We start from the raw sequence: 23,698 nt of genomic DNA, 5'->3' as shown, positions 1-23,698 counted from the left end.
GACGATACCCAACTGCACTTCCGGTCAATAGCTCTGCTTCGGAGGTACCTCGCTCGGGGGTAGAAGCTCCCTGACACCCACTTTTGCGCCAACGACGCAACCAGGGAAGTGGGCTAGTTGTCGATTTTCAGCGGAATCATCTCGCTTGGTGCGCGTCGTCCAACCATGAACCCGAGGCTTTGGCCATGAGTGTGCAGGAAGTCCAGTTCCGCGACATCGCCACGGAAATTGGCCGAGCAGCATCCTCTCCCGACGGCTCCTCGTTCCGGCAGCGGACGGCAAATGTCGCGGAGGTCGCTGCGATGGACGCCGAGGCGGTCGATCGCGAGGCGCGCTTCCCCCGGAAGGCGATCGACGCGGCGCGCAAGGAGAGACTTCTTGGCGCCCAGATTCCGATCGAGTTCGGCGGAGACGGTGCATCCATCTCCGAGGTGACCGATATGTGTTACGCGCTCGGCCGCGCCTGCGCCTCGGTCGGGATGATCTTCGCGATGCATCAGACCAAGATCGCGTGTCTGGTCCGCCACGGCAGGAGCAGCGGCTGGCACGAAAGTCTCATGCGCCGCGTGGCTGCCGAACAGCTGCTGCTGGCATCATCGACCACGGAGGGCCAGAACGGCGGCAACATACGGTTCAGTTCGGCCGCAGTGGAGCGCGCTGGTGCCGAGATTTCGCTGGTGCGCGACGCGACGGTGATTTCGTACGGCGCCGAAGCGGACGGCATCGTCACTGTCGCCCGGCGTTCCGACTCTGCCGCCGGATCCGATCAGGTGCTACTGGCCATCACCCGCGACGACTATACGCTGGAACCCACTCTCGCGTGGGAGACGCTTGGCATGCGTGGGACCTGCAGCGCCGGGTTCAAGCTGAATTTCAGAGGCGCTGCGGACCAGATATTCCCGGTGCCATACGAAAGGATCCATTCGCAGACAATGACGCCCGTCGCCCATTTGTGCTGGTCCTCGGTCTGGGCGGGAATCGCGGCTGCGGCGGCGGACCGGGCGCAGCGCTTCATCCGCAAGGCCGCCCGCGGGGCGGGCGGCAACATGCCTCCCGGCGCGGCGCATTTCACCGCGGCCAAAATGACGCTGACGAAACTGCGCGCCATCATTGCCGCGAATCTCCAGTTCTATGAAGCTCGGGAACGGGACGAGCGCGCGCTGTCGTCCGTCGACTTCCAGTCTTCGATCAATCTTCTCAAGGTCGAGGCCTCCGAGCTCGCGGTCGCGACCGTCATGCACGCGATGCGCGCCTGCGGTCTGTCCGGTTATCGCAACGATACCGACGTAAGTATCGGCCGCCATTTGCGCGACGTGCTTTCAGCTCCGATCATGATCAACAACGATCGCATCCTCGCCAGCATGGGTACCGCTACGCTGATGAGCGCCGTCCCGGAATCCCTGCGCGATTGATATTTGGTCCTCGAAAGGAAATGGGTCTCGATATGAACGTGGCCATGTATCCCGCAACGCCGGAAGCCGCTTCTCGTCCGTCCGATCCGCTGGACCATCTTACCGATCTGCTGTTCCACGAGATGGGCTCTCCGGGGGTCTATGGTCGCACCGCGCTCTATGAAGACGTCGTAGAGCGGCTCGCGGTGCTGATCTCGCGGCATCGCGAAGCGGACACCGAGGTGATGCGCTTCCCCCCCGTCATGAATCGCGCGCAGCTTGAGAGGTCGGGCTATCTGAAGAGCTTTCCGAACCTCCTGGGTTGCGTCTGCGGCTTGCACGGCACGGATAGCGAGATCCATGCCGCAGTCAGCCGCTTCGAGGCCGGCGGCGACTGGACGCAGTCGCTTTCACCGGCCGACCTCGTGCTGTCGCCGGCAGCCTGCTATCCGGTCTATCCGATCGCAGCGAGCCGCGGTCCCGTACCGGCAAGCGGTTGGCGTTTCGACGTGGCCGCCGATTGCTTCCGCCGCGAGCCCTCGCACCATCTCGACCGGCTGCAGTCCTTCAGGATGCGCGAATTCGTCTGCATCGGCAGCCCCGATCGGGCTTTCACGTTCCGGGAGCGTTGGATCGAGCGGGCTCAGGAGATCGCTCGCGATCTCGGGCTGCCCTTCAGGATCGACTACGCCAGCGATCCGTTCTTCGGCCGGGTCGGCCAGATGATGGCCCTGAGCCAAAAGCAAATGTCGCTGAAATTCGAACTGCTGGTGCCTCTGCGCTCCGAGGAGCAGCCGACTGCCTGCATGAGCTTCAACTATCACCGCGAGCATTTCGGTGCGGCCTGGGGCATCGTGGACGCGGCGGGCGAGCCGACCCATACCGCCTGCGTGGCGTTCGGAATGGACCGTCTCGCGGTCGCCATGTTCCACACGCACGGCGTAAACACCACCCGCTGGCCGACCGCAGTGCGGGACCTGCTCGGTTTCCCGCGAAACGACCAGTAGGCGGCGTCGGAATTGGAGAACGTGCAATGCGCCAGGGACATCCCGAGGTCGCCCGGGATCGAAGAGTCGAAGGACCCTCCTCAATGAGGAGAGAGACCATCGCCATCCACGGCGGCTTCAAGGACGATCCGGTCACCAAGTCCGTTGCCGTGCCGATCTATCAGACCGCCTCGTACGCATTCGACAGCGCTGACCATGGAGCCGCGCTCTTCAATCTTGAAGTGGATGGCTTCCGCTATACGCGAATCGGCAATCCGACCAATGCGGTGCTTGAGAGACGCGTCGCGGCCATGGAAGGAGGCATCGAGGCACTCAGCGTGGCCTGTGGTCAGGCCGCGGTGAACTATGCGGTGGTCAATATCGCGGAGATGGGCACCAACATCGTCTCGGTCCCGCAGCTCTACGGAACCACGCATACGCTGTTCGCGCACATCCTGCCGAGGCAGGGCATTACGGTCCGGTTTTCAGAGGACGACCGGCCGGGGAGCGTAGAAAGACTGATCGACGACGATACGAGGGCGGTGTTCTGCGAGAGCGTCGGAAATCCGGCCGGAAATGTCTGCGACATCGAGGTGATGGCCGACGTCGCGCACCGGCACGGCGTCCCGCTGATCGTCGACAACACGGTGCCGACGCCGATCCTGCTCCGGCCGATCGAATATGGCGCAGACATCGTCGTGGAGTCGCTGACGAAATTCATGGGCGGGCATGGCACCACGCTCGGTGGAATTATCATCGACAGCGGCAGGTTCCCATGGGCGGAGCATCGCCGGCGCTTCCCGATGATGAACGAGCCGGAGAAATCGTACCACGGGCTGGTCTTCACCGAGCGTTACGGGGCCGCTGCCTACATTGCGCGTTGCCGTGCCGTCTCCCAGAGGACCACCGGCGCCGTCCTGGCGCCGATGAACGCTTTCCTGCTGCTCCAGGGCATCGAAACCGTCGCGCTGCGGATCGAGCGGCACGTCGATAATGGCGAGAAGGTCGCGCAGTTCCTGCGCAATAATCGCGCTGTCGGGTGGGTGAATTATGCGGGCTTTCACGACAGCCCCTATTACGCCCTGACGCAGAAATATCTGGGCGGCCGGGCGTGTTCGCTGCTGACTTTTGGCGTGGCCGGCGGCTTCGAGGCGGGCAAGCGGTTCTACGACGCGCTGAAGCTCTGCAAACGGCTGGTCAATATTGGCGACGCGAAATCGCTCGCCTGCCACCCCGCATCGACCACCCATCGGCAAATGTCGCGCGAAGAGCAGGACAAAGCCGGCGTGCGGCCGGAGATGATCAGGCTCAGCGTCGGAATCGAGCACATCGACGACATCATCGCGGATCTCGATCAGGCCCTCTGTGCTGCGAATTGATGTTTCGTCAACCGTGAAGGTATTCGGATGGCTGTTTTAATTGATGTAGATTCGTACGAACACCACCTCTTATCGAGAGGCTCGCGCGGAAGCGATTATGCAAAGGCGTCAGCCGGAAAGCGGGTGGGGGTGGAGTGTCTCGACATCGGGCTCATCAACAACATGTCGGATGCTGCCTTGATGTCGACCGAGCGTCAGCTGTTCGATCTGCTCGATGCGGCGGCCGGACGACTTCTCGTCAGGCTGCATTTCTATACAATGGAAGCGACCCCCCGTTCGGAATGGGGGCGCGATTACGTGCGTCGATACTACCGCGGCATCGACGATCTCCTGAACAGGAGGCTGGATGGGGTGATCGTGACCGGCGCCGAACCCAAAGCCGCCAGCCTGACTGAAGAGCCATATTGGAGCACCTTCGTAGAGATCGCCGACTGGGCGAGGGAGAACACCGTGTCGTCGGTGTTTTCGTGTCTGGCCGTCCATGGGGCCGTCCTGCACTTGGACGGCGTTGCGCGGCACAAGCTGCCTGCCAAGTGCTTCGGTGTCTTCGCTCAAACAAAGAGGAGACATCATTCCTTGATGCAGGATGTTCCGACGACCTTCAGAATACCGCACGCTCGATGGAACGAGGTGCGGGAGGTGGATCTCCTGAACTGCGGATATTCGGTTCTGTCCGGGTCGGCGGAGGCGGGGGTCGACTGCTTCGTCAAGCAGCAGAAGAAGAGCCTTTTCGTCCATTTCCAGGGCCACCCGGAATACGAATCCCTGAGCCTGTTGGGCGAATATAGAAGGGACATGGGTCGCTTCCTCCGGGGAGAGAATGAAGTCTGTCCGACGATACCAAGGGGTTATCTGAACACGGACGCGGAAGAGATACTGATCGCTTTCCGGCAGCAAGCCCTCTCAGATAGACGCCCGGAGCATTTCGCCGACTTTCCAGCCGATCAAGTGACGAAGGACGTGAACAACGTCTGGCACCTGCCGGCCAAGCGCATTTACCGCAACTGGCTATTGTACATGGTGTCGCAGCGGGCCGGACGCTCAAAGCCGTTGGGGGCGCGAGAAGCGGCTCTCTCCGCAGCCGGAGTTCCGGCGCGTCGCAACGGACGCAAGTTGGTTGCCGCTCGATCCGCTCGCCTGGCGCGGTTGCCAAACCTTACCAAGAACAAGACGCGGCTCCATTGTGAATGAGAGTTCGGACCATGATCCGGTGCCGCGAGATAGAAATAGCCGATCTTGATGCCATTGCCGATCTTCTGACACGCGGCTTTCCGATCCGCTCGCGCGACTACTGGATCGACGGACTCCGGCGCCTGTCCGTGCGCGAGACGCCCGACAGTTTCCCGCGCTTCGGCTACATGCTGGAGCATGATCGGACACCCGTCGGCGCCCTGCTGCTGATTCACACCGCACGGAACGATGACGGCCGTGTCTCGATCCGCTGCAATCTTTCCAGCTGGTATGTGGAACCTGCCTTTCGCAGCTATGCGCCGATGCTGACCAAGGTCGCGCAGCGCCACAAGGACGTCACCTACGTCAATATCAGTCCGGCGCAATGGACTTGGCGAGCTATCGAAGCACAGGGATTCCGCAGCTACTGCGGCGGCCTGTTCTTCTCCTTTCCGGCGCTGTCGCGTCCGGTCAGGGATATGCGCGTCGAAGTCGTCCGGCAGGATGCGCAGGCGGTCGACGGCTTGTCCGAAGCTGACGTCGCTCTGCTTGCACGTCACGCAGCCTACGGCTGCCTCAGCTTGGTGTGCCGCGCGGCCGACGGCCGCTGCGATCCCTTCGTCCTGCAGTCGATGCGCATCAAAAGCCGGATCGCGCCTCCAGTAATACAGCTTATCTACTGCCGTGACGTGGCCGATTATGTCGCCTGCGCCGGTGCCATCGGCCGCTTCCTGCTCTGGCGCGGCCGAATCTCCGTCGCTCTCGACGCCAACGGTCGCATGAAGGAGCTCGTCGGCCTCTATAGGGAACGCCGCAAATACTTCATGGGACCGCATTGCCCCCGGCTTGCCGATCTGTCGGATACCGAGCTGGTGATCTACGGACCATAACTCAGTCGTCCCAGAATGGAGGTTCGTCATGGTTCCCAACGCCAAGCCCGTCAGCCATTCGAGGACATGGACATTCTTCCGAGGCGAGTGGCACGAGGGCAATTTGCCGATCATGGGGCCACGCACCCATGGGCTCTGGCTCGCATCGACCATCTTCGATGGCGCGCGCGCCTTTGAAGGCGTCATGCCCGACCTCGATCGTCATTGCGCCCGCGTCAATCAATCTGCTCTCAACTTCGGGCTCAAGCCGATCGTCGATCTCGGCACATGGCTCGGACTGGCGCGTGAAGGTATCGCCCGTTTCGCGGCCAATGCCGAACTCTACATCCGCCCGATGTACTGGCCGCAGAACGGCATCGGCGGCGGCGTGCTGTTCGATCCGGAAACGACCGACTGGTGCCTTTGCATCTACGAATCGCCGATCCCGGCGCCCGTCGGCAGCGCGATTACGCTGTCGCCGTTTCGCAGACCGACCGCCGAATGCGCGCCGGCCGACGTCAAGGCCTCCTGTCTGTACCCGAACAGCTCCCGTGCGCTCAGGGAGGCTGCCTCGCGCGGCTTCCAGAATTGCCTGATGCTGGACATGCTCGGTAACGTTGCGGAATTCGGCAATTCCAACGTGTTCATGACGAAAGCGGGCGTTGTCTATACGCCGGCGCCGAACGGCACGTTCCTGAACGGAATCACGCGGCAACGCGTGATCGACCTTTTGCGTGGTGACGGCATCACGGTGATCGAGGCAACGCTACGCTATTCCGATTTCGTCACTGCGGACGAGATATTTTCGACCGGCAATTTCGCCAAGGTCGCGCCCGTGATCCGGATCGACGACCGGCAACTCATGCCCGGGCGCTTTTTTACGCGTGCGCGAAAGCTCTATTGGGATTTCGCACACGGGGCGAAGCTTGCGGCGTGAGAGCTCCCCGCAGGGCCATTTGATGGCAAGATAGGACTTGCGACCCTCTTCGGGACCAATCAGGATGAGCGCGCTACGGCAAGCAACTTAAAACCGGAAAATGATGATGCGAACACTCTTTCCGCTCTGTGCCGCCCTGGCCTGTTTCTCGGCAGCGATGACTCTGAGCCCGCCCGACGCCAATGCGGTGTTCTGGCGCGGCCTGACCGCGCCAACCAACATCGACTATCACGGATTCTTCATCATCAAGGAGCCTCCGCCGAGCCCGTGCCAGTGGATACGGGTGAGCGGCGGCTACTACGTCCGACAGTGCGTGTACTAATGCGATCCGCTCCCGCATCGAACCTATCGTCCCCCTATGGGGCGGCACGATCGCCTTTGGCGCTGACGTCGGTGTGCAAAAAAGGGTACTCCGGACGTAAGCGTCGGCATGGGGGCCTCCTGAAAAGCATTGTCGTCTCCAACACGCACCCACGCAATTCGCTCGGCACAAAGGTCACGCCCGAGACCACACGGATGCGTCCGGCACTTCCGACCCCAGGGCCCTGGCCGCAAGGCGCAGGTGCCGGGAATGATCGCTCCTGACGTCGATCCGCACGCTTGGCTGACACAGACTCTCGAACGGATCGTCGCTCAGGGCTGGCCGATCTCAGATCGACGCGCTCATGCCCTGGAACTTCAAAACCTGAACGGCTTCAGCTAAACGCTTACTCCGGGTCAGCAGCGTTATGGCGACGGGCAACTTAACTGCAAACAGTGGATCAATTTGTCGAGGGTATCGCCGCCAGCACGCGGACCCGCCTGGTGGCGAGTCCGCGCTGGGTCCTGTGTGGCAGCACGACGCGTCGGAGGCGCAGAGTGACGGGCCCACCAAATCGGTGTGCCTGCCCAATGAACGCGTGCCGCCATCGCCAGACAAAGTCGGCGGCACGGCTCAGTTGGTGCACCGTCCCCGCCCGTTACGTCTTTCAACTGAGGTTTTTGCGGAACAGTGCTTCTGACCTTCGAACGTCAACCTCGAAGCTGGCGATGCGAGGTGCGCCAACGTGATTACCCTGGCCGTTGATCAATTCACGTGAGCCCGGCGCCTCAATTTGCTTGACATTGGAGATGACGTCGATGACCTCCGGCGTTCGTCGGTCGATGTCGCGGCCTGAGGGCGGCGCATCGCTCATTTCCGCACGTGCCAGCGCCCCATGGTTCATTGCCCAAATTGCCGCTTGTGTCCGGTTCTGGACCCGGATCTTGCGCAAGATCGCCTTGACGTGGACCTTCACCGTCGCCTCGGCGATATCGATCTTTCGGGCTATGGTTTTGTTGGAATCGCCTTCGATCAGGCAGCGCAGAATTGATTTCTCCCGCGGCGAGAGCTGCGGCGCGACCGTGTCGTCCGTGGTGACGAAGATCGCCCCCTCGTTTTCATCGTGGATCGCTGCTTTGCTTCCGTGGTCAGTTTTGGTATCGAGAGCGAACGATAGAAATGCCGGCGGGAAGACTGTCCCACCCATCGCCACCAGTTCGATCGATTTGATGAATGCATCGCAGCAGTTGACGTTCACGAAATAGCCGTTGGCGCCCGCCCGAAATGCCAAAGCCAGTTCGGCGGGCCGATCGCGATTGGCCACTATCGCTATGCGTCCACCCGGATGCTGATCCCTCACCAGCCCGATGTGTTCTGCCGCGAGATCGAAATCATCTCCGGCATGGACAATAAGAAACAGCGGCTGGGGCGATTGAAGCGTGCTCGGCAATTCATCCACGCTTGATACCGAAGCCAGGATCCGGAAACGTTCCGCACGCAGGATTTGGGCAATACCTTCCCTGACTAAAATATTCTTCCCAATAAGAACCGTTGCAAAAGATTGACGCCTCATATCACTCTCCCAACTGACGAAGACTGACACTTCGACAGGCGATTCAAAATAGCGAACTGCACGAAAAAAATGGGCTCGGAGGTGAAGTCTTTTCGTTCAATGCTGTCGTCTAAGGTAGAACGCCGCCAAGGAAGGCGCCATCGTGCTGGTTGCTCGCGTCATCCTGTTTGCCTTGATGTGAGCAACACTCATGCCGCCTGAGGGATAAAGACGAGATGCCAGCAACTTGAGACGGCCTTATCGCATGAACACTAGAATCAACGCCATCGTGACCAGCGTGAACGTGCTGGTAACAGTGATGCCCAGGTACAACCGTTCCATTCTTTCCCTCCATCCTTGAAGGCAGACCCCGCTCCGGAGTAGCCGGAGCGGGGACCGACACTGAGACCGGTACGCAATACCCCGGGCTGTCTGGTGTACAGTAAAGTTAATACTGCTTAGCCATCGACGCAAGCGGAATCTGCGGTGCCCTTTCGCCCTCGATCACAAAATCAAAATAGGGGGTAGTCTATATTTCAACTCGGAAACCGGTGCGATCAGGCTCGTACTTTCTGACGCCGCTGTTGGCCGTGGTGCGCAGACTTCGACGCGACAATGGCGAATGAGAGTGGAAGCCGCGCGACAGCGTTGCGGCTCCTCCGTCTTGCTCACAAATCCGGGTATCGATTCGTTGGGCTAGAAGGTCATCCGCCACCGCCGGCGTGCGACTTACGAACCGCCGTTGCTGCTGCGTTTGCGGGCTGGTCGACGATGTGCTCGAGCAGCTTCGGATGGTCACGGTCCGGGTAGTCGCGGCGCACGATCTCGCATCTTGAGCCGTTGGCCTTCTTGGGACGCCCGGCTTGCGCCTTGGGCCGGGTTTTGCCACCGCCGATCTTGATCGAGGCGCTTGGTGTTTTTCCTTGTATTGAATGTGCGGGGTAGATTTCCGCCCCTCGTCCGTATTTGGTCACGTCCGTATTCTCACGGAGAAAAATTCCTGGCGGCATGGATATTTACAATTGGTAGCAAAAACACTATACACGGTTGCCATTTTTTCACGCCCCGCCGGCCAGTGATTTGGGGCAATGTCATTGGTGGAGTGATGTATTCAAGCCATCAGCAAATTTCATCGCCAGAGGTTGTTGAGTTGCGTAAAGAGGCGGGCCTCTGGCTCAAAGAGCTGAGGGAAAGGCGGGGGTTGTCGCAGCGCCAGATGGCTGAGAAGGTGGGCGGGAATTATTACACCTTCATCTCTCAATTGGAGTCAGGGCGCGGCCGGATCCCCCCCGACCGATATTTGGTGTGGGCCGAGGTTTTGGGCGTAGAGCCGAAGGTTTTCGTCAGAAATCTCCTAAGGTGCTACGATCCGGTCACCCATTCGATATTGTTCGGAAAGAGCGACAAGAGGTAGGCCCCAGGGGCATCAACACTTTCGATTGTACTTTCCGGTCCTGGGGGAGCTTGGCCGCATCGACGATGGGCGGTTGTTACGCAGCGAGTTCACCATTGGGCTGAGTACTTTCATGTTGCAGAGTAATCAGGTTCTTACCTTTTTTCGGGCCTACGAGCGAGGCGATTGGAGCCAGCCGGAGCTGGCGGAATTCTACAGGGTGGAAGATGCCCTGACAAAATCCGGAGTTGGGATTTCAACAGATCGTGGGCTCACCGACGAGGGCGAGCCCTGGTTTGTTTTCTTCCGGCAAGACAACGAAGAGGTAATCGTTCACTTTGCCCGCATCGACGGGGAATACGTTGTCGCTTCGAATTTCACCGAAGCAGTACTTCGCGGCCGAAACTTCGAGAGGCTGGTGCGGGAGTTGCTGGATTCCCATCCGTACGTTTTGCCGAAGCAGCATTCGTCGCGATCGACCGTTTTTCTGCATCCCGCCACACTGTTGGCCGCCCTGGTGGTCACGGGCTACGTCAAGAGCAGTGAACTGAATGCGACTGCCGACGACGGCAGCCGGCCGGAGAAGTCGTTCGGGTGGTTCCTCGATCGTCACGATCTTGCGGCGACATATTCCGCAATCGTAATCGCTTCAGTTTGGGATAGCCTGGCGATAGGCGGTTCGGTTAGCAAGCCGTCTGATGATCTCGTGTCACTCGATCATGCACAGCCCGCCCACGGTGAGCACTGTCCACATATTGGACAGGCTGTCGCCGACGACAGCTTGCTGCAAAATTTTCAGGCGTTTCACGGCACGGATGATCGGTCCGTCTTGGCTGCGGCGGCGCTTCATCTTGACGGGCAGGACGCCGTTCACCATTTCAATGAGCCGGCGATTGCCGGCTTGGTGGCCAAGCCGTTTGGTCCCCTTCCCGAGCCATCTCATCACGATAGTGTGGCGGCCTGTTCGGCGCATGACGTAGTCCGTGCCGAGCATGATTTCGATTTGAAGCTGGCGGATTTTCACCCGCAGCAGGGGGACGGCTTCCCGATTGCCGCCGGGGAACAGGCTGAACGAACCGTCACCCACGATCCTGTCAGTTCCTCCGCCCCGTCAAATCTGCCGCCGGACCATCCTGCTCCTGAGCATGTTTCGACGGCGCCGACCACAGCGGTTGCGCATGCGGATACGACCACCACCACTCCTTTGATCCCTAACGTGACAAGTCTGGCTGACGCGACCCAGACGCCGGTGTCGGATCTACAGCCCGAAGTCACGTCGACCGTCGGCCCGTCCGCTCAGGTGAACCAGCCCACAGCGACCGTCGACCCAACCGCGCACGTGAACCAGCTCATAGCGACCGTCGATCCAACCGCTCAGGTGGACCAGCTCGCGACGACCGTTGACCCGACTGCTCAGGTGAACCAGCTCGCGGCGACCGCCGACCCGACCGGTCAGGTGAACCAGGTCACGGAGAGCGTCGACCCGGCTGCTCAGCTGAACCAGCTCGCGGCGACCGTCGACCCGACCGCTCAGGTGAACCAGCTCGCGGCGAGCGTCGACCCGGCTGCTCAGGTGAACCAGGTCGCGGCGACCGCCGACCCGACCACTCAGGTGAGCCAGGTCACGGCGACCGTCGACCCGACTGCTCAGGTGAACCAGGTCGCGGCGACCTGCGACCCGAACGCCCAGGTGAGCCAGGTCGCGGCGACCGGCAACCCAACCGCTCAGGTGAACTACGCCGCAAATGATATGAGCGCCAACACACACGATCTCGACCTATCGGATGGCTCGACGGTCAGCATCGTCGGAATTGATGTGCACCACGCCTCAACTGCTCTGGCGTGAAATCGACCAAGCCTATCAGTCGTTGTTATGAGTTGCCCGCCATGTCGAAACGTCCATCTTTTTTGGCCGACGCGTCCAAGGCTATTCGCCCTGGCTTCGCAACGGCCATTGTTTTTAGCTTCTTCATAAATCTGCTGGCGTTTGTGGGCCCCCTCTACATGCTCCAGGTGTACGATCGGGTTCTGGGCAGTCGAAACATCGGCACGCTGGTTGCGCTGACCATGATCGCGGGCTTTCTCCTGATCGTGTATGCGGCTCTGGAGAAAATCCGATCGTCCGTCCTTGTCAGGCTTGGCCTTCTGTTCGCCGACAAGGCAAAGCGCCCGTTGTTTGATACGGTCCTGCGCGGCACGATTGTTCAGCCGGGTGCAAACCAGGCGCAGGCTTTACGAGACCTCGATACTATTCGCGAGTTCCTGACTGGCACAGGCCTCATCGCGTTCTGCGACGCGCCCTGGGTTCCTGTGTTTGTCGCTGGATGTTTCATTATGCATCCCTGGTTCGGTTATGTGGCCGGCGTGGGGGCATTGCTCATTTTTGCGTTAGCGTTGGCCAACGAGCTATTGACGCGTAATCAATTGAAGGACGCCTCTCGCAATTCGGTCCAGGCCCATTCGTACGCAGCAGCTACGTTCCGGAATGCAGACGTGCTCTATGCCATGGGCATGCTCAAGGGCTTGCGGGACCGTTGGTCCGATCGACATAGTGAAGGCCTGCAATTGCAGGCGGGCGCCAGTGATCGGGCCGGTTTTCTTGTAGCATTCAGCAAGTTCGTTCGTGCGTTTCTTCAGATTGCGATACTCGGAGTTGGTGCGTATTTGACGGTCAACCAGGAGACTTCGGCAGGCGCAATGGTTGCAGCCTCGATCATCATGGGGCGCGCACTTGCCCCGGTCGAAATAGCCGTCGGACAATGGAAGACATTCCTGGCAGCTCGCGCTGCATACGAGCGGATAAGCAATCTCGTGAAAATGCTCCCCGAGGAAGGCGAAAAAATCGCGCTTCGTCCGCCCCAAGGCCTGATCTCTGTCGAGAATATTCTCGTCATCCCCCCCGGCGGAAAGGAGCCCGTTATCCGGGAACTCTCCTTCGCCCTGCAGCCTGGTGAGATCCTGGGAATTATAGGTCCGAGCGCAGCAGGTAAGTCCAGCTTGGCACGAGCGTTGGTTGGGGTGTGGCGACCCGCCGTTGGGAAAGTCAGAATTGACGGATCTGAGTTGGCTCATTGGAATCGCGATCAGCTTGGCCCCTATATCGGATATCTTCCGCAAGACATTGAGTTGTTTTCCGGTACGCTTGCAGAAAACATTTCCCGGTTCGGCGAGCATGACGAGGAGAAGCTGTTTGCTGCGGCCGAAATGGCTGGAGTTCACGAGTTGGTGCAAGGCTTGCCCGATGGTTACAATACCCAGGTAGGCGAAGGCGGACTTGTCCTGTCGGGTGGGCAGCGGCAGCGTATAGGCTTGGCTCGCGCGCTCTATGGAAAGCCACCGATCGTGATACTCGATGAACCAAATGCGAGTCTGGACTCGGAAGGCGAAGCTGCGTTGATGGAGGCGATCGAGGCGCTGAAGCGAGCGCGCTCGACCGTTGTCGTTATATCGCACAAGACCGCGATGCTTGCGGCGGTGGATAAAGTGCTCGTGCTTGCAGCCGGACGGGTGTCGGCGTTCGGCGGTCGCGTTGAGGTGCTTTCTCGATTGATGGGCGGTCCGAAAATCGCTGCGGTCGCCGGTGCTGCAACAGCCGTCCGATAGGTGCGACGATGCAGAAGAACCTCGTTCCGGACTGGAGAGTCCCAGCCATAGCCGGCTACGTCGTCATCGTCGGCACTTTTCTCGTTCTAGGTGGATGGTCTGCCTTTGCTCGGCTGGACAGTGCGATCACCGCCACCGGAGTTGTGTCCGCGCAAACCAACCGCAAGACCGTCCAGCATCTGGAGGGTGGTATCGTTCGCGAAATCCGCATTCGCGAGGGACAACACGTCCAAGCCGGGCAGGTCTTATTCCAACTGGACCTTACGCAGGCAAAGGCTGGATATGAGCTGCAGCGCAACCAGCTGGATTCAGCGATCGCCCAGGAAGCGCGTTTGATCGCCGAACGGGATGGCCAGGACGAAATAGCATTTCCCCAGGAGCTGCTTGATCGCGCCGACGATCCAAACGTCAAGCGGGCAATTGCCGACCAAGTGGCTCAATCTCGCGAGAGGTGCGGCTCTCTCAAGGGTCAGGTCCAAATACTTGACGCCAGGATCGATCAATATCGATCGGAGATCGAGGGCCTAAGGCAGGAGCGAAGCGGAACGGCCAATCAGCTCAAGTATGTAAATGAAGAATTGGTTGACGTCCGTCACTTGTTTGAAAATCAGCTAACCCAGAAAAGTCGATTGATGGCGCTCGAGCGCGAAAGGAGTCGCCTGGAAGGCTTGCTTGGGCGCTCAACTGCGGATGAATCAAAGGCCCGCAACGGCATCGAAGAAGCGCGTCTGCAGATCCGGCAACTTCGCCAAAAGTTCCAGGAGGATGTTGCTAGCTCGATGCTCGAAACGCGACAGAAGATCAATGATCTTCGTGAGAAAGTCAGAGTCGCGCAGGACGTCCTGTCTCGCGTGGACATCGTGTCTCCCAGCACAGGCGTTGCACAAAATCTGCGGGTCTTTACCTCTGGCGGAGTCGTCAAACCGGGTGAGCCCATGGTTGACGTGGTCCCCGAGCACGACGCGCTCATTGTGCAGGCGCACGTGCAACCACAGGATACGGAAAATCTCCAGCCTGGTATGCCCGCGGAAGTCAGGTTCACCTCATTTCAAACGCGTATCCTTCCGATCATTGTGGGGCAGGTCGAGAGTATCTCCCGCGATCGCCTCATCGACGAACAGACCAAGCAACCGTACTTCCTTGCTCAGGTTGTCGTGGATGACATACCCTCGTTCGTAAAGGATCGGTTGTCAGCTGGAATGCCCGCGGATGTGATTTTCCCCACCGGCGAGCGAACGGTTCTTGATTACTTGGTCCGCCCGCTCAAAGACCGTCTGCGAGGCGTCATGCGGGAGAAGTGATCGGAGCAAGCGCCATGAACGCGCAGAGGCTTCGCCTGTGGACGCCGTGTGGCAGGACGCCGGTCGCGGTGACGGGATCACGGTGACAGAGGCAACGCTACGCTATGCCGATTTCGTCACTGCGGACGAGATCTTTTCAACCGGCAATTTCGCCAAGGTCGCGCCGGTGATCCGGATCGACGACCGGCAACTCGTGCCCGGGCGCTTTTATGCGCGTGCACGCAAGCTGTATTGGGATTTCGCGCACGGGGTCAAGCTTGCGGCGTGAGAGCTCCCGCTAACCTTGATGGTGCAGTGCGACGGGGCTTGCGAGCCGCTCTCCCCATCAGGCGAGCGCGCGACTGCAGGCAATTCCAAACCGGAACACGATGATGCGAGCGCTCCTTCCGCTCTGTGCCGCCCTGGCCTGCTTCTCAGCAGCGATGACTCTGGGCTCGTCCAACGCGACTGCGGTGTTCTGACGCGGCCTGACGGCGCCGACCGACATCGACTATCACGGCTACTTCATCATCAAGGAGCCTCTGCCGAGCCCGTGCCAGTGGATACGGGTGAACGCTACTATGTCCGTCAGTGCGTGTACTAAATTAGGCGGATCCTCTCTCGCATCGCGTTACGGCGGCAACTGCGGCGGATTTGTCCGTCAGGCCGCGGGTTAACCAATTTGTTGCCGTGCGCCTATGAAGCGCTATGCCGATCGACTATCATGCCGGACGCAGGCAGTTTGACACGGTAGAGACTTGCTCGGCAGCGCGGGCCTACGGGGCAAATGTGCTGATGGAAAATCGTGCTGGAAGAGCGAAGCCGGTCTCCCGCGACAAGCTCGTTTGGGGGATCATCGCCGCGTTCGCGGGCATCGACGTGCTGTGGGCGTGGTCGGTCGGCATAGCGATCAAACCCGATTTGATGACCCCCCTGGGTTTGGCTGTACTGGTTCTGACAAACTATGTCTATGTCGCGGTAAGGCCGAACCCGAGGATCGCAACTCTCGCCGGCTCCACGGCGCAACTCGTGGCGTTTACAGCGGTATCTTGCGTTCTGATCTATCTCACCGTTGGATCCGACTTTCCACTCACCGACAGATATCTTTCAGCGGCAGATGCGGCCGTCGGATTCGATTGGCTTGCGCTCTTTAACTGGGTCCAGGATCATCCTGGCATCAATCGTGTGCTCGGTTTTGCCTATGGAAGTGGAATAGGGCAGATCGCTGTTCTTCTCCTGCTGCTGAACGTGCTCGGGATGCTGGAGCGCACAGCGGAGTTCGTTTGGCTCTATATACTGACATTGCTGATCACTATTCCAATTGCGTGGCTATTTCCGGCCGAAAGTGCCTGGGTTCATTATGAAGTTACAGATCGAGTATTTGCCTACCATCTTGCGGATTTATCGGCGCTCAGGGCCGGCAAGATGTCGGAGATTGCATTGGGCCGTATGAACGGGCTCGTCACATTCCCGTCCTTCCACACTGCACTCGGCCTCATTCTTATTTATGCGACCCGGGGAATTCGTTTCCTGTTTCCCGTATCGCTCGCATTCAACGCCCTAATGATCGCTTCAACTCTCACGGCCGGCGGGCATTACCTCGTAGATGTTATTGCGGGCGCGGCTGTCGTGCCAGCGGCCATCGCAGTCTTCGGTTTGGCACAACGAGAGTTGGCCAAGCATCAACTCGTCGGCGGCAGTGTGCTGCGTGTGGCGAGGAATTGAAGTCGCTTCTCGCGAAGAAACCCGCAAAAGTACGGTAACCATTCCTGTCGCAGAGGACGTTTGGTGAGCGGCCAAGGGCGGCGCGCGCCTGAAATCGAAGGGCCGCTGGCGAATTTGGGTTACCTCTGGAAATCCGAACCGGCGAGTCGAACAAAATACTATAAGAGCGCAGTTGGCTCAAATCTATCTGCCAACGATATCGGAAAATTGATCTTAGTAGAGGGATTTGTCCTATGTTGAAGACCTACATCAAGAGCACGGAAGCTTTGAAGCAATTTCGCGCCGACACGAGGGGCGTGGTGTCGTTCGAGTATGTGATCGTTGCCGCTTGTGTCGTCGGCGCGGTGATTTTTGCGTTCGGTCCGACTGGCAGCGGGGCTCTCGGGACGGCACTTCAAGGCGCCATCAACACGATCATCGCCAAGGTCAATGCTGCCCTCGCATAGCGCAGCCGTCCGACTCCGGAAGGGAGGGGGCATCGATCGGACTGTACCCTCCCACTTTCCGGATGGCGCATTTGATGAAATCGGCGAAGCGGCTGCGGCGTTCAATACCGGTGCTGCTGATTCCATCAAGAACGCGCTGAACACGATCGGCACCACTCTCGCGACCACCGGTGAGGCATCTGTCGGCGGTTTATTTCTGAGTACTGTATTTGATGAGTTGAGGCGCACGTTTCATGAGTTGGATTATTCCCATAGTCTCGATTCTTGAAATCCTGTTGTTGCTATATGTCGCGACCATCGACGTTGCGACGCGATTGATCAGAAATGAGCTTTGCCTGGCGCTGGCCGCCCTCGGGATCGCGAGTCAATTGGCCAGCCCGATGCAGCTTGCCGAATCGCTGATATCGGCTGCGATCCTTTTTCTGCTGCTGTTTGTCATCTACAGGCAGGGTTGGATGGGCGGCGGCGATGTCAAGTTGCTGGTTGCCCTGGCGGTTGGTCTTCCTCTGACGGGCGTGGTTCAGTTGTTGGCCATCACCGCGCTGGCCGGCGGCGTTCTCGCCCTGGTGCATCTGATGATGCGCCTCCTGCCATATCCCAGGCTAGCGCCCGCCGGATCGTCGCTCGTGCGCCGCGTCTATGTGGTCGAGCGCTGGCGCCATTTGCGAAACGCGCCGCTACCTTACGGAGTGGCCATAGCGTGCGCGGGTATTTGGACCATTCTCAGCAAAGGATTCTGATATGTCAGCCGCATTGCGTCTCTCAATCATCACGGTGCTGTTGCTTGCGGCCACGGCGCTTGGGCTGATCGCATACAACATGAACCTGCCGAAAGCGCAGGCCCCCGCCCCGCTCGAGTTCACGGAGAAAGGACCGGCGGCGCCTGCGACAGTCGGGTATTTCGTTGCCGCACGTCCGCTGCCGAAGGGGACATTGGCCCGCGAAGAAGATTTCACTGTGCGCTCGGTGCCGCAGGAACGCGTTCCGGCAGGAGCGATCCTTGAAACGCCCGACTCCAAGGTCGGGCTTCCCGGTTCGCTGGTCCGCAAGTTCGTCGAGGCCGGCAGTCCCGTCACATTGCAAGACATCCTGCGTCCCCGGGATCGAGGCTTCCTCGCCAGCGTCCTGGCGCCGGACAGCCGTGCCATCAGCATCAAGGTTGACGAGGAGTCTGGCGTTTCTGGGCTGATCAGGCCAGGGGATCATGTGGATATCGTGTTGACCCAGGTGTTCGAGAAGGCAGATCCCGCCCGTCGCGCCCTGAGCGAAACGGTTCTACGCAATGTGCGAGTCATTGCGATTGATCAGGAGATCGCGCAGGGCGGGCGAGCCGCTGGCGCCGCGGTGGTGGGTAAGATGGCGCAAACTGTATCGTTGGAGCTTGCGCAGGAGCAGGTCAAGAAGATCACAGTCGCAAAGCAGCTCGGAACGCTCTCCCTGGCCGTGCGGGCGGCGGTCGATGAGTGGGACAAGGCGGACACTGGCGCTATGTCAAGCTGCGATGTGTCGCCGGAACTTGCCCGCCAGAACGCACTTGCCGGCCAGAGAACGGCGGTGGTGGTTCATTCCGGCGGCGAGGTCAAGCAATTCACAGTCCGAAAACAAGGCGAAGACATCGACGCTGTCGTGAGTTGCGATGGAGCGTCGCACGTCGCGCGCGAGACAGCAACTGCAATGGGTTACGCTGACAAGTCGGAGAAACGTTAATGAGCATGGCCGTAGTCACCCAGCCTGAAGAAACAACGTCTGTCGTAACGCGTAACCGAATCGTCTGCTTCGTCAACGACGAGCTGAGTGCCGCGGCGCTGCGCAAGGGTCTCGAAGGGAGCAATGTATCGATCAAGCGTGGGACGATCCGTAGCGCGATAAAGATGCTCGAAACCGACACTGACCTGTTCGCTTTGGTGACGGATATCAGTGGGATTGATGATCCCTTCACCGAGCTTGAGAGGTTGGCCGGCGTTTGCCCGCCGGACGTTCGGGTGGCCTTGATTGGTGAGAGCAGGGAGATCACCCTTTACCGCGAACTCATGGAACTCGGCTTAACCGAATACCTGCCGAGACCGCTGACGCGGGATATGGTGCTGGACCAGCTGCGCCCGAAGCTGCTTGGCGACGTCGCGCCTGCTTCGGTCGATCGTGGCGGACATGTGATCTCGATCTGCGGTGCGCAGGGGGGCGCGGGAGCGACGAGTATCGCCATCAATCTCGCATTGCAGCTGGCCGAAACCACGAAGGCCAAGGTTGCGCTGCTCGACCTTCACCTGCAGGGCGGCGAAGCCGCCGTGATGTTGGGTGTCCGGCCGGGGCCGGGTCTGCGTATCGCTCTGGAAAACCCGATGCGCGCGGACACGTTGTTCCTCGAGCGCGCGGCAATCGAGGTCAACGAGCGGGTCTCCCTGATTTCCGCTGATGAGGAACTGGATGCGCAGCTCCAAATCACGGAAGCGGGTGTGCGGCACGTGCTGGGTCTGCTTCGCCAGCGGTTCAACTACATCGTGGTCGATGTGCCCGTGCCGTTTCCGCCGTCCATGCATCCGGTGATCAACCTTTCCCGTCATGTGCTGGTGTTGCTGGAAGCAGAGGTGACGGGACTTCGCAATGCCCATGCACTTCGCGCCGCCGTCACCAACATCGCAGGTAAGGACCGGGTCTTTACCTTGCTCAACCGTGCCGGTCGTCCCGGCGGCCTGCCCAGGGCGGCGATCGTCAAGGCGTTGGGCACAGAGCCCGACCTCGTAGTTCCCGAGCTCGGCAAGGGAATGACCCAGGCGGTCAATCTCGGAATTCCGGCTCTCAAGCACGTCAGGGGCTTGCGACGTCACCTCGCGCCGATTGTACGGGAGATCAGCGGGGTCGGCGCCGAGCGGAAGGCATGGTGGCGGAGGATGTTCGCGCTATGAAAAAGTTTGGTAGGCGCGAAGACGACACGCCGACTCGTTTGCCTCCATTGACGCCAGGCGTGCTTTCGTCTGAGACAAGCTCGCCCACGGGTCCGTCAACTGTCGCTGCATCCGCGCCAAGCGCGCCGGCATTGGCCCCACCTGCATCTGCGCGAGGGCGCGACGAACCGGCAATCCATCATCCCGTGCTGCCGGCTTCGCTGCGTGAACGAGTCATCGAGCAGATTGAGCCCGCGGTGGCCGCAACCGTTTCCCGGGAAGTTCTTCGGCGGCAGATCGAGGAAATCATCCATGAAATCGCCAACCAGGAAAGGCTCGAACTGTCGGGTCGCGAGCAACTTCTGCTGGCGGACGAGATTGCCGACGACATGACGGGCTATGGCCCGCTCCGTCCGCTCCTGCTGGATCAGTCGATCAACGATATCATGGTCAACGGACCGAGTAATATCTACATCGAGCGATACGGCAAGCTGGAACGGATCGCGGTGCGATTCCGCGACAACGATCACATCGCAGCCGTTGCACAGAAGATTGCCGCCCAGGTAGGGCGTCGCGTCGACGAATCGAGCCCGATGGTGGATTGCCGCCTGCTGGACGGCAGCCGTGTCAACATCATCCTGCCGCCGCTCGCGATCCATAGCCCCTGTATTTCGATCCGGAAATTTCCAGCCCACCGTCTGGATATCGCCGGCATGATCGAAAACGGCTCGATGACCCCGGCCATTGGACAATTGCTGGAAATTGCCGCCCGGGCCCGGCTCAATGTCCTGGTTTCTGGCGGTACCGGCTCGGGCAAGACGACGCTGCTGAACGCCATGAGCGCGTTCATCGATCACAGCGAACGCATTGTCACCATCGAGGATGCGGCGGAGCTGCAGTTGCGACAGCCGCACGTGATCAGCCTGGAGACCCGACCTCCCAGCCTCGAAGGCACGGGGCAGGTGACGCAACGCGATCTGCTGGTGAACGCCCTGCGCATGCGTCCGGACCGGATCGTTGTGGGCGAGGTGCGTAGCGCTGAAGCGTTCGACATGCTGCAGGCCATGAACACCGGCCATGATGGTTCGATCTCCACGGTGCATGCCAATAGCACCCGCGACGCCCTGACCCGCATCGAAAACATGGTGCAAATGGGACAGGTCAACCTGCCGTCCCGGGCGATCCGAGCTCAGATCGTTGCTGCGCTGGACATCATCGTGCAGGTCGAGCGCATGCGGGATGGACAGCGTCGAATCGTCCAGATCAGTGAGGTGATCGGCCTGGAAGGCGAGGTGATAACCACCAACGACATCGCTGCGTTCGAATACAAGGAGGAGGATGTGCACGGGCGGATCTCGGGCACCTACAGGTCGACGAACGCCGTCCCGAAATTCAAGAGCCGTCTTGTCTATTTTGGGCTTGATCGCGCATGGGCCGAAGCCATGAGGCAAATATGATACCGGACTCTGTGATCGGCACTGTTCTGGCGCTCTTGATGTGCGCATCCGTCACGACGTTGTTGCTCGACGCACGAGAACTACGCATCCATCGGCAACTGACGATCGCTCTGCCGCCCTCGCATGCGGCTAACTTGCCCTCCCTCCGTCGTTTGGAGGCCGGATCCGGCTCGCTGTTTCTCCACCGGTTGGCCAATTACAAGGCCGAGATACCTTACGCCTGGCACCCGGCCTATGTGCTGCTCGCCGGTGTCGTCGCAGCAGCAGCAATCGTTTACGCCAATCGCCTGGTGGGGCTTTCCAACACCTCCGTGTCCCTTGTGGCATCGATTGTGGCCATCCTGGTCGTGCGGGGTCTGTTCGGATGGCAGAAACATCGCTTCGCCGACCAGCTTTTTCGGCAGCTGCCTGACACCATCCAGCTGGTGACGAGCACGGTTCGGTCCGGGCTGCCCGTGCACGAAGCGTTTCGCACGATCGCCCGCGAGATGCCGCAACCAACAGCCGGACAGTTTGCCATCGTATGCAGCGAATTGAATCTGGGCAGAGCTCCGGAGGAAGCCGTCGAAGGCGTCTATCGGCGAACGCAGGTCGCCGAATATGCGATGTTTGCGGTGACCCTCGCAGTCCAGCTGAAGTCAGGTGGCAGTTTGGCCGAAACCCTGCAGACGCTGGGAGAGACCGTGAGGCAGCGTGTTGCGCTGGCAGCTCGCGCGAAGGCTCTCGCGGCGGAGGTGATCTTCTCCTCCCGTGCACTGTCATGTGCGCCTCTCATCGTAGGTGGTCTGCTGTACATGATCAGCCCGCAGTCGGTTGACATGCTGTTTTATGATCCGGTCGGAAACATGCTCCTGGCTTACGCAGTCAGCTCAGTGATCCTTGGGCACTTCGTCATACGCTGGCTGATCAGAAAGGAGACAGCGCTATGACCGCTGGTCTCGGTATGGTGGCCCTCGCCATAGCAGCCGCGGCCATCGCCGCGGTGTTGATCATCCGCGAAATACACCTTCATACGTTGGACACGCGAGTGTCAAACGCGGTGAAGGGCATTCCGGACCGGTCAACACGCGCCGAAGGCGTGACCGGCTGGCTGTCGTCGATCGGCATGCGTTACAGGCGCTTCTACGCCGAGGAAAATGTCGAGCAGCTGCGCGCGGTCCTCCAGTCATCGGGTTTCAATCATCACCGAGCCTTGCCGATCTGGATCGGTATCAAGACTGTCTGCATGATCTTGGTCCCGCTCGCTGCCTTTCTGCTTGCGCAGCTTTCGGGGAGGGTATCAACCGATCTGTTGGTCTTCACGCTTTTTGGCGTAGTGATCGGAATCATGGGACCACGCGTGGTTCTGTCGGTGATGAAACGGCGTTTCAACAACGCGATTCGGATCGGTACGCCCGATACCATCGATTTGCTGGTCGTATGCAGTGAAGCGGGAATGGGTCTGGAGAGCGGGCTCGAACGCGTCACGGTGGAAATGAGCCAGAGCAATCCTGCGATGGCGCGGGTCTTGTTCAGTCTTCTCGACGATCTCCGGGTGCTGCCGGATCGCGCCGAGGCATTCGAGAAGCTGGCCGCGACCTCGGAGGGACTTCGCCGCTTCGGGACCATGATCAGCCAAAGCCTGCAATACGGAACGCCACTGAGCCAGGCTCTGCGCTCGATCGCCGGCGATCTGCGGCGCGAGCGAATTACCAAGCTGGAAGAACGGGCGCACAAGCTGGGTGCCAAGCTGACTGTCCCGATGGTGCTGTTCCTGCTTCCGGCCATGTTCGTCATCCTGGGTGCGAGTCCGTTTCTGCACCTCCTTCGTGCGTTCAAGCAAATCCACTAAGAGGCATGACCACGGTTCGCGCGTGTCGAGGTAGGCTTATGAGCCAGAGAAAATCCTTCATCGCGGATCAACGCGGCGCCGTCGCGCTCGAGATGCCCATCGTGTTCGTCGTGCTGATGTTCTTCCTGTTTTTGCCGCTGGCTGATCTTGCCATTATTGGATTCCAGTACATATCCGCGTGGGAGGCATTGCGCGGCTTCGGACAGTACATCCAGTACAACCCCCCACCTGACGTCACGAACGCGTCGGGTTGGGCGTCAACCGCAAGCGCCAAGGCCGATCCCCGTTATCCCATCAGCAATCTTCAAGTGCGTTGCGGCGATGCGAAGGCTGTCTGCTCCGCCGCCAACGTGTCGGAGCCAGTGAAGTACTACTCATACTCGACCACCGTCACCTTCGCGCCGATGGTGGTGCCGCGATCGGCGTTGTGTACCAGCAAAAACGCCAATCCTTGTGCCTTCACCCTGCCTTACACGGAACGGTTTCAATAGGATGT

At 60.0% G+C, this 23,698-nt stretch carries 22 protein-coding genes and 2 pseudogenes; 22 read left to right on the top strand and 2 right to left on the bottom strand.

The window, feature by feature from the left end; all coding sequences use genetic code 11:
• Positions 1-185 precede the first annotated feature (185 nt).
• The 8 genes and pseudogenes from NLN62_RS02225 to NLN62_RS53195 form a co-directional block, all read left to right on the top strand.
• On the top strand, positions 186-1,412 hold the full coding sequence (locus NLN62_RS02225) for an acyl-CoA dehydrogenase family protein (protein ID WP_256575872.1): 1,227 nt from the start codon (positions 186-188) through the stop codon (positions 1,410-1,412).
• A 32-nt stretch (positions 1,413-1,444) separates the two neighbouring features.
• A complete protein-coding gene (locus NLN62_RS02220; protein WP_254107198.1) occupies positions 1,445-2,398 on the top strand; it encodes an amino acid--[acyl-carrier-protein] ligase in 954 nt (317 codons plus the stop codon).
• Positions 2,399-2,481: 83 nt separating this feature from the next.
• Positions 2,482-3,756 (top strand): O-acetylhomoserine aminocarboxypropyltransferase/cysteine synthase family protein, encoded by a 1,275-nt coding sequence (locus NLN62_RS02215; RefSeq protein WP_254107197.1) that lies wholly within the window; start codon positions 2,482-2,484, stop codon positions 3,754-3,756.
• Positions 3,757-3,783: 27 nt separating this feature from the next.
• A complete protein-coding gene (locus NLN62_RS02210) occupies positions 3,784-4,947 on the top strand; it encodes a homoserine O-succinyltransferase (RefSeq protein WP_254107196.1) in 1,164 nt (387 codons plus the stop codon).
• Positions 4,944-5,816 (top strand): acyl-CoA acyltransferase, encoded by an 873-nt coding sequence (locus NLN62_RS02205; protein WP_371932895.1) that lies wholly within the window; start codon positions 4,944-4,946, stop codon positions 5,814-5,816. Before NLN62_RS02210 ends, NLN62_RS02205 begins: the two co-directional genes overlap by 4 nt.
• A gap of 28 nt (positions 5,817-5,844) precedes the next feature.
• Positions 5,845-6,732, top strand: coding sequence for a branched-chain amino acid aminotransferase (locus NLN62_RS02200; RefSeq protein WP_254107194.1), 888 nt, complete (start codon positions 5,845-5,847; stop codon positions 6,730-6,732).
• 106 nt (positions 6,733-6,838) lie between these two features.
• The gene (locus NLN62_RS02195; protein WP_254107193.1) at positions 6,839-7,054 is read left to right on the top strand and encodes a hypothetical protein; all 216 of its coding nucleotides are present in this window, start codon (positions 6,839-6,841) and stop codon (positions 7,052-7,054) included.
• Between the two features lie 261 nt (positions 7,055-7,315).
• Positions 7,316-7,421 (top strand): annotated as a pseudogene (locus NLN62_RS53195) (transposase domain-containing protein); the annotation flags it as partial.
• 279 nt (positions 7,422-7,700) lie between these two features.
• Here the strand turns inward: NLN62_RS53195 and NLN62_RS02190 are convergent.
• A complete protein-coding gene (locus NLN62_RS02190; RefSeq protein ID WP_254107192.1) occupies positions 7,701-8,606 on the bottom strand; it encodes a response regulator transcription factor in 906 nt (301 codons plus the stop codon).
• A 683-nt stretch (positions 8,607-9,289) separates the two neighbouring features.
• The gene (locus NLN62_RS02185; protein WP_254107191.1) at positions 9,290-9,559 is read right to left on the bottom strand and encodes a hypothetical protein; all 270 of its coding nucleotides are present in this window, start codon (positions 9,557-9,559) and stop codon (positions 9,290-9,292) included.
• 131 nt (positions 9,560-9,690) lie between these two features.
• Here NLN62_RS02185 and NLN62_RS02180 point away from each other — a divergent pair, with 131 nt between their 5' ends.
• The 14 genes and pseudogenes from NLN62_RS02180 (at position 9,691) to NLN62_RS02115 (ending at position 23,693) form a co-directional block, all read left to right on the top strand.
• The gene (locus NLN62_RS02180; protein ID WP_027525439.1) at positions 9,691-9,999 is read left to right on the top strand and encodes a helix-turn-helix domain-containing protein; all 309 of its coding nucleotides are present in this window, start codon (positions 9,691-9,693) and stop codon (positions 9,997-9,999) included.
• Between the two features lie 25 nt (positions 10,000-10,024).
• Entirely contained in the window at positions 10,025-11,824 is a 1,800-nt protein-coding gene (locus NLN62_RS02175) for a hypothetical protein (RefSeq protein WP_254107190.1), read from the top strand.
• 41 nt (positions 11,825-11,865) lie between these two features.
• Positions 11,866-13,581: a type I secretion system permease/ATPase gene (locus tag NLN62_RS02170; RefSeq protein WP_051389932.1), complete on the top strand. Its 1,716-nt coding sequence runs from the start codon at positions 11,866-11,868 to the stop codon at positions 13,579-13,581.
• A gap of 8 nt (positions 13,582-13,589) precedes the next feature.
• On the top strand, positions 13,590-14,882 hold the full coding sequence (locus tag NLN62_RS02165) for an HlyD family type I secretion periplasmic adaptor subunit (protein ID WP_035663565.1): 1,293 nt from the start codon (positions 13,590-13,592) through the stop codon (positions 14,880-14,882).
• 64 nt (positions 14,883-14,946) lie between these two features.
• A pseudogene (locus NLN62_RS02160) lies at positions 14,947-15,150 on the top strand (branched chain amino acid aminotransferase); the annotation flags it as partial.
• 419 nt (positions 15,151-15,569) lie between these two features.
• Positions 15,570-16,586 carry a phosphatase PAP2 family protein gene (locus NLN62_RS02155; protein WP_254107189.1) on the top strand — a complete coding sequence of 339 codons (1,017 nt, stop codon included), beginning with the start codon at positions 15,570-15,572 and terminating at the stop codon, positions 16,584-16,586.
• 233 nt (positions 16,587-16,819) lie between these two features.
• The gene (locus tag NLN62_RS02150) at positions 16,820-17,032 is read left to right on the top strand and encodes a Flp family type IVb pilin (RefSeq protein WP_254107188.1); all 213 of its coding nucleotides are present in this window, start codon (positions 16,820-16,822) and stop codon (positions 17,030-17,032) included.
• A gap of 233 nt (positions 17,033-17,265) precedes the next feature.
• Positions 17,266-17,772 (top strand): prepilin peptidase, encoded by a 507-nt coding sequence (locus NLN62_RS02145; protein WP_254107187.1) that lies wholly within the window; start codon positions 17,266-17,268, stop codon positions 17,770-17,772.
• A 1-nt stretch (position 17,773) separates the two neighbouring features.
• On the top strand, positions 17,774-18,739 hold the full coding sequence (cpaB, locus tag NLN62_RS02140; RefSeq protein WP_254107186.1) for a Flp pilus assembly protein CpaB: 966 nt from the start codon (positions 17,774-17,776) through the stop codon (positions 18,737-18,739).
• Positions 18,739-19,935 carry an AAA family ATPase gene (locus NLN62_RS02135; protein WP_254107185.1) on the top strand — a complete coding sequence of 399 codons (1,197 nt, stop codon included), beginning with the start codon at positions 18,739-18,741 and terminating at the stop codon, positions 19,933-19,935. The genes cpaB and NLN62_RS02135 overlap by 1 nt, the downstream gene beginning before the upstream one ends.
• A complete protein-coding gene (locus NLN62_RS02130) occupies positions 19,932-21,371 on the top strand; it encodes a CpaF family protein (RefSeq protein ID WP_254107184.1) in 1,440 nt (479 codons plus the stop codon). The genes NLN62_RS02135 and NLN62_RS02130 overlap by 4 nt, the downstream gene beginning before the upstream one ends.
• 11 nt (positions 21,372-21,382) lie before the next feature.
• Entirely contained in the window at positions 21,383-22,300 is a 918-nt protein-coding gene (locus tag NLN62_RS02125) for a type II secretion system F family protein (RefSeq protein ID WP_254107183.1), read from the top strand.
• Positions 22,297-23,202, top strand: a complete 906-nt coding sequence (locus NLN62_RS02120) for a type II secretion system F family protein (RefSeq protein ID WP_254107182.1) — start codon at positions 22,297-22,299, stop codon at positions 23,200-23,202. The genes NLN62_RS02125 and NLN62_RS02120 overlap by 4 nt, the downstream gene beginning before the upstream one ends.
• Before the next feature lie 38 nt (positions 23,203-23,240).
• Positions 23,241-23,693: a hypothetical protein gene (locus NLN62_RS02115; RefSeq protein WP_254107181.1), complete on the top strand. Its 453-nt coding sequence runs from the start codon at positions 23,241-23,243 to the stop codon at positions 23,691-23,693.
• Positions 23,694-23,698: the final 5 nt, after the last annotated feature.

The organism is Bradyrhizobium sp. CCGUVB23 (assembly GCF_024199885.1).
Lineage (GTDB): Bacteria > Pseudomonadota > Alphaproteobacteria > Rhizobiales > Xanthobacteraceae > Bradyrhizobium.
This window is presented reverse-complemented; position numbering and strand designations above follow the sequence as displayed.

Excerpts from the sequence above, each read along its gene's own strand:
- NLN62_RS02205 (WP_371932895.1), top strand. The coding sequence starts at position 4,944 with ATGAGAGTTCGGACCATGATCCGGTGCCGCGAGATAGAAATAGCCGAT.
- NLN62_RS02220 (WP_254107198.1), top strand. The coding sequence starts at position 1,445 with ATGAACGTGGCCATGTATCCCGCAACGCCGGAAGCCGCTTCTCGTCCG.
- NLN62_RS02200 (WP_254107194.1), top strand. The coding sequence starts at position 5,845 with ATGGTTCCCAACGCCAAGCCCGTCAGCCATTCGAGGACATGGACATTC.
- NLN62_RS02225 (WP_256575872.1), top strand. The coding sequence starts at position 186 with ATGAGTGTGCAGGAAGTCCAGTTCCGCGACATCGCCACGGAAATTGGC.
- NLN62_RS02195 (WP_254107193.1), top strand. The coding sequence starts at position 6,839 with ATGCGAACACTCTTTCCGCTCTGTGCCGCCCTGGCCTGTTTCTCGGCA.
- NLN62_RS02170 (WP_051389932.1), top strand. The coding sequence starts at position 11,866 with ATGTCGAAACGTCCATCTTTTTTGGCCGACGCGTCCAAGGCTATTCGC.
- NLN62_RS02180 (WP_027525439.1), top strand. The coding sequence starts at position 9,691 with ATGTATTCAAGCCATCAGCAAATTTCATCGCCAGAGGTTGTTGAGTTG.
- NLN62_RS02135 (WP_254107185.1), top strand. The coding sequence starts at position 18,739 with ATGAGCATGGCCGTAGTCACCCAGCCTGAAGAAACAACGTCTGTCGTA.
- NLN62_RS02120 (WP_254107182.1), top strand. The coding sequence starts at position 22,297 with ATGACCGCTGGTCTCGGTATGGTGGCCCTCGCCATAGCAGCCGCGGCC.
- cpaB (WP_254107186.1), top strand. The coding sequence starts at position 17,774 with ATGTCAGCCGCATTGCGTCTCTCAATCATCACGGTGCTGTTGCTTGCG.
- NLN62_RS02155 (WP_254107189.1), top strand. The coding sequence starts at position 15,570 with ATGCCGATCGACTATCATGCCGGACGCAGGCAGTTTGACACGGTAGAG.
- NLN62_RS02190 (WP_254107192.1), bottom strand. The coding sequence starts at position 8,606 with ATGAGGCGTCAATCTTTTGCAACGGTTCTTATTGGGAAGAATATTTTA.
- NLN62_RS02145 (WP_254107187.1), top strand. The coding sequence starts at position 17,266 with ATGAGTTGGATTATTCCCATAGTCTCGATTCTTGAAATCCTGTTGTTG.
- NLN62_RS02115 (WP_254107181.1), top strand. The coding sequence starts at position 23,241 with ATGAGCCAGAGAAAATCCTTCATCGCGGATCAACGCGGCGCCGTCGCG.
- NLN62_RS02165 (WP_035663565.1), top strand. The coding sequence starts at position 13,590 with ATGCAGAAGAACCTCGTTCCGGACTGGAGAGTCCCAGCCATAGCCGGC.
- NLN62_RS02215 (WP_254107197.1), top strand. The coding sequence starts at position 2,482 with ATGAGGAGAGAGACCATCGCCATCCACGGCGGCTTCAAGGACGATCCG.
- NLN62_RS02130 (WP_254107184.1), top strand. The coding sequence starts at position 19,932 with ATGAAAAAGTTTGGTAGGCGCGAAGACGACACGCCGACTCGTTTGCCT.
- NLN62_RS02150 (WP_254107188.1), top strand. The coding sequence starts at position 16,820 with ATGTTGAAGACCTACATCAAGAGCACGGAAGCTTTGAAGCAATTTCGC.
- NLN62_RS02210 (WP_254107196.1), top strand. The coding sequence starts at position 3,784 with ATGGCTGTTTTAATTGATGTAGATTCGTACGAACACCACCTCTTATCG.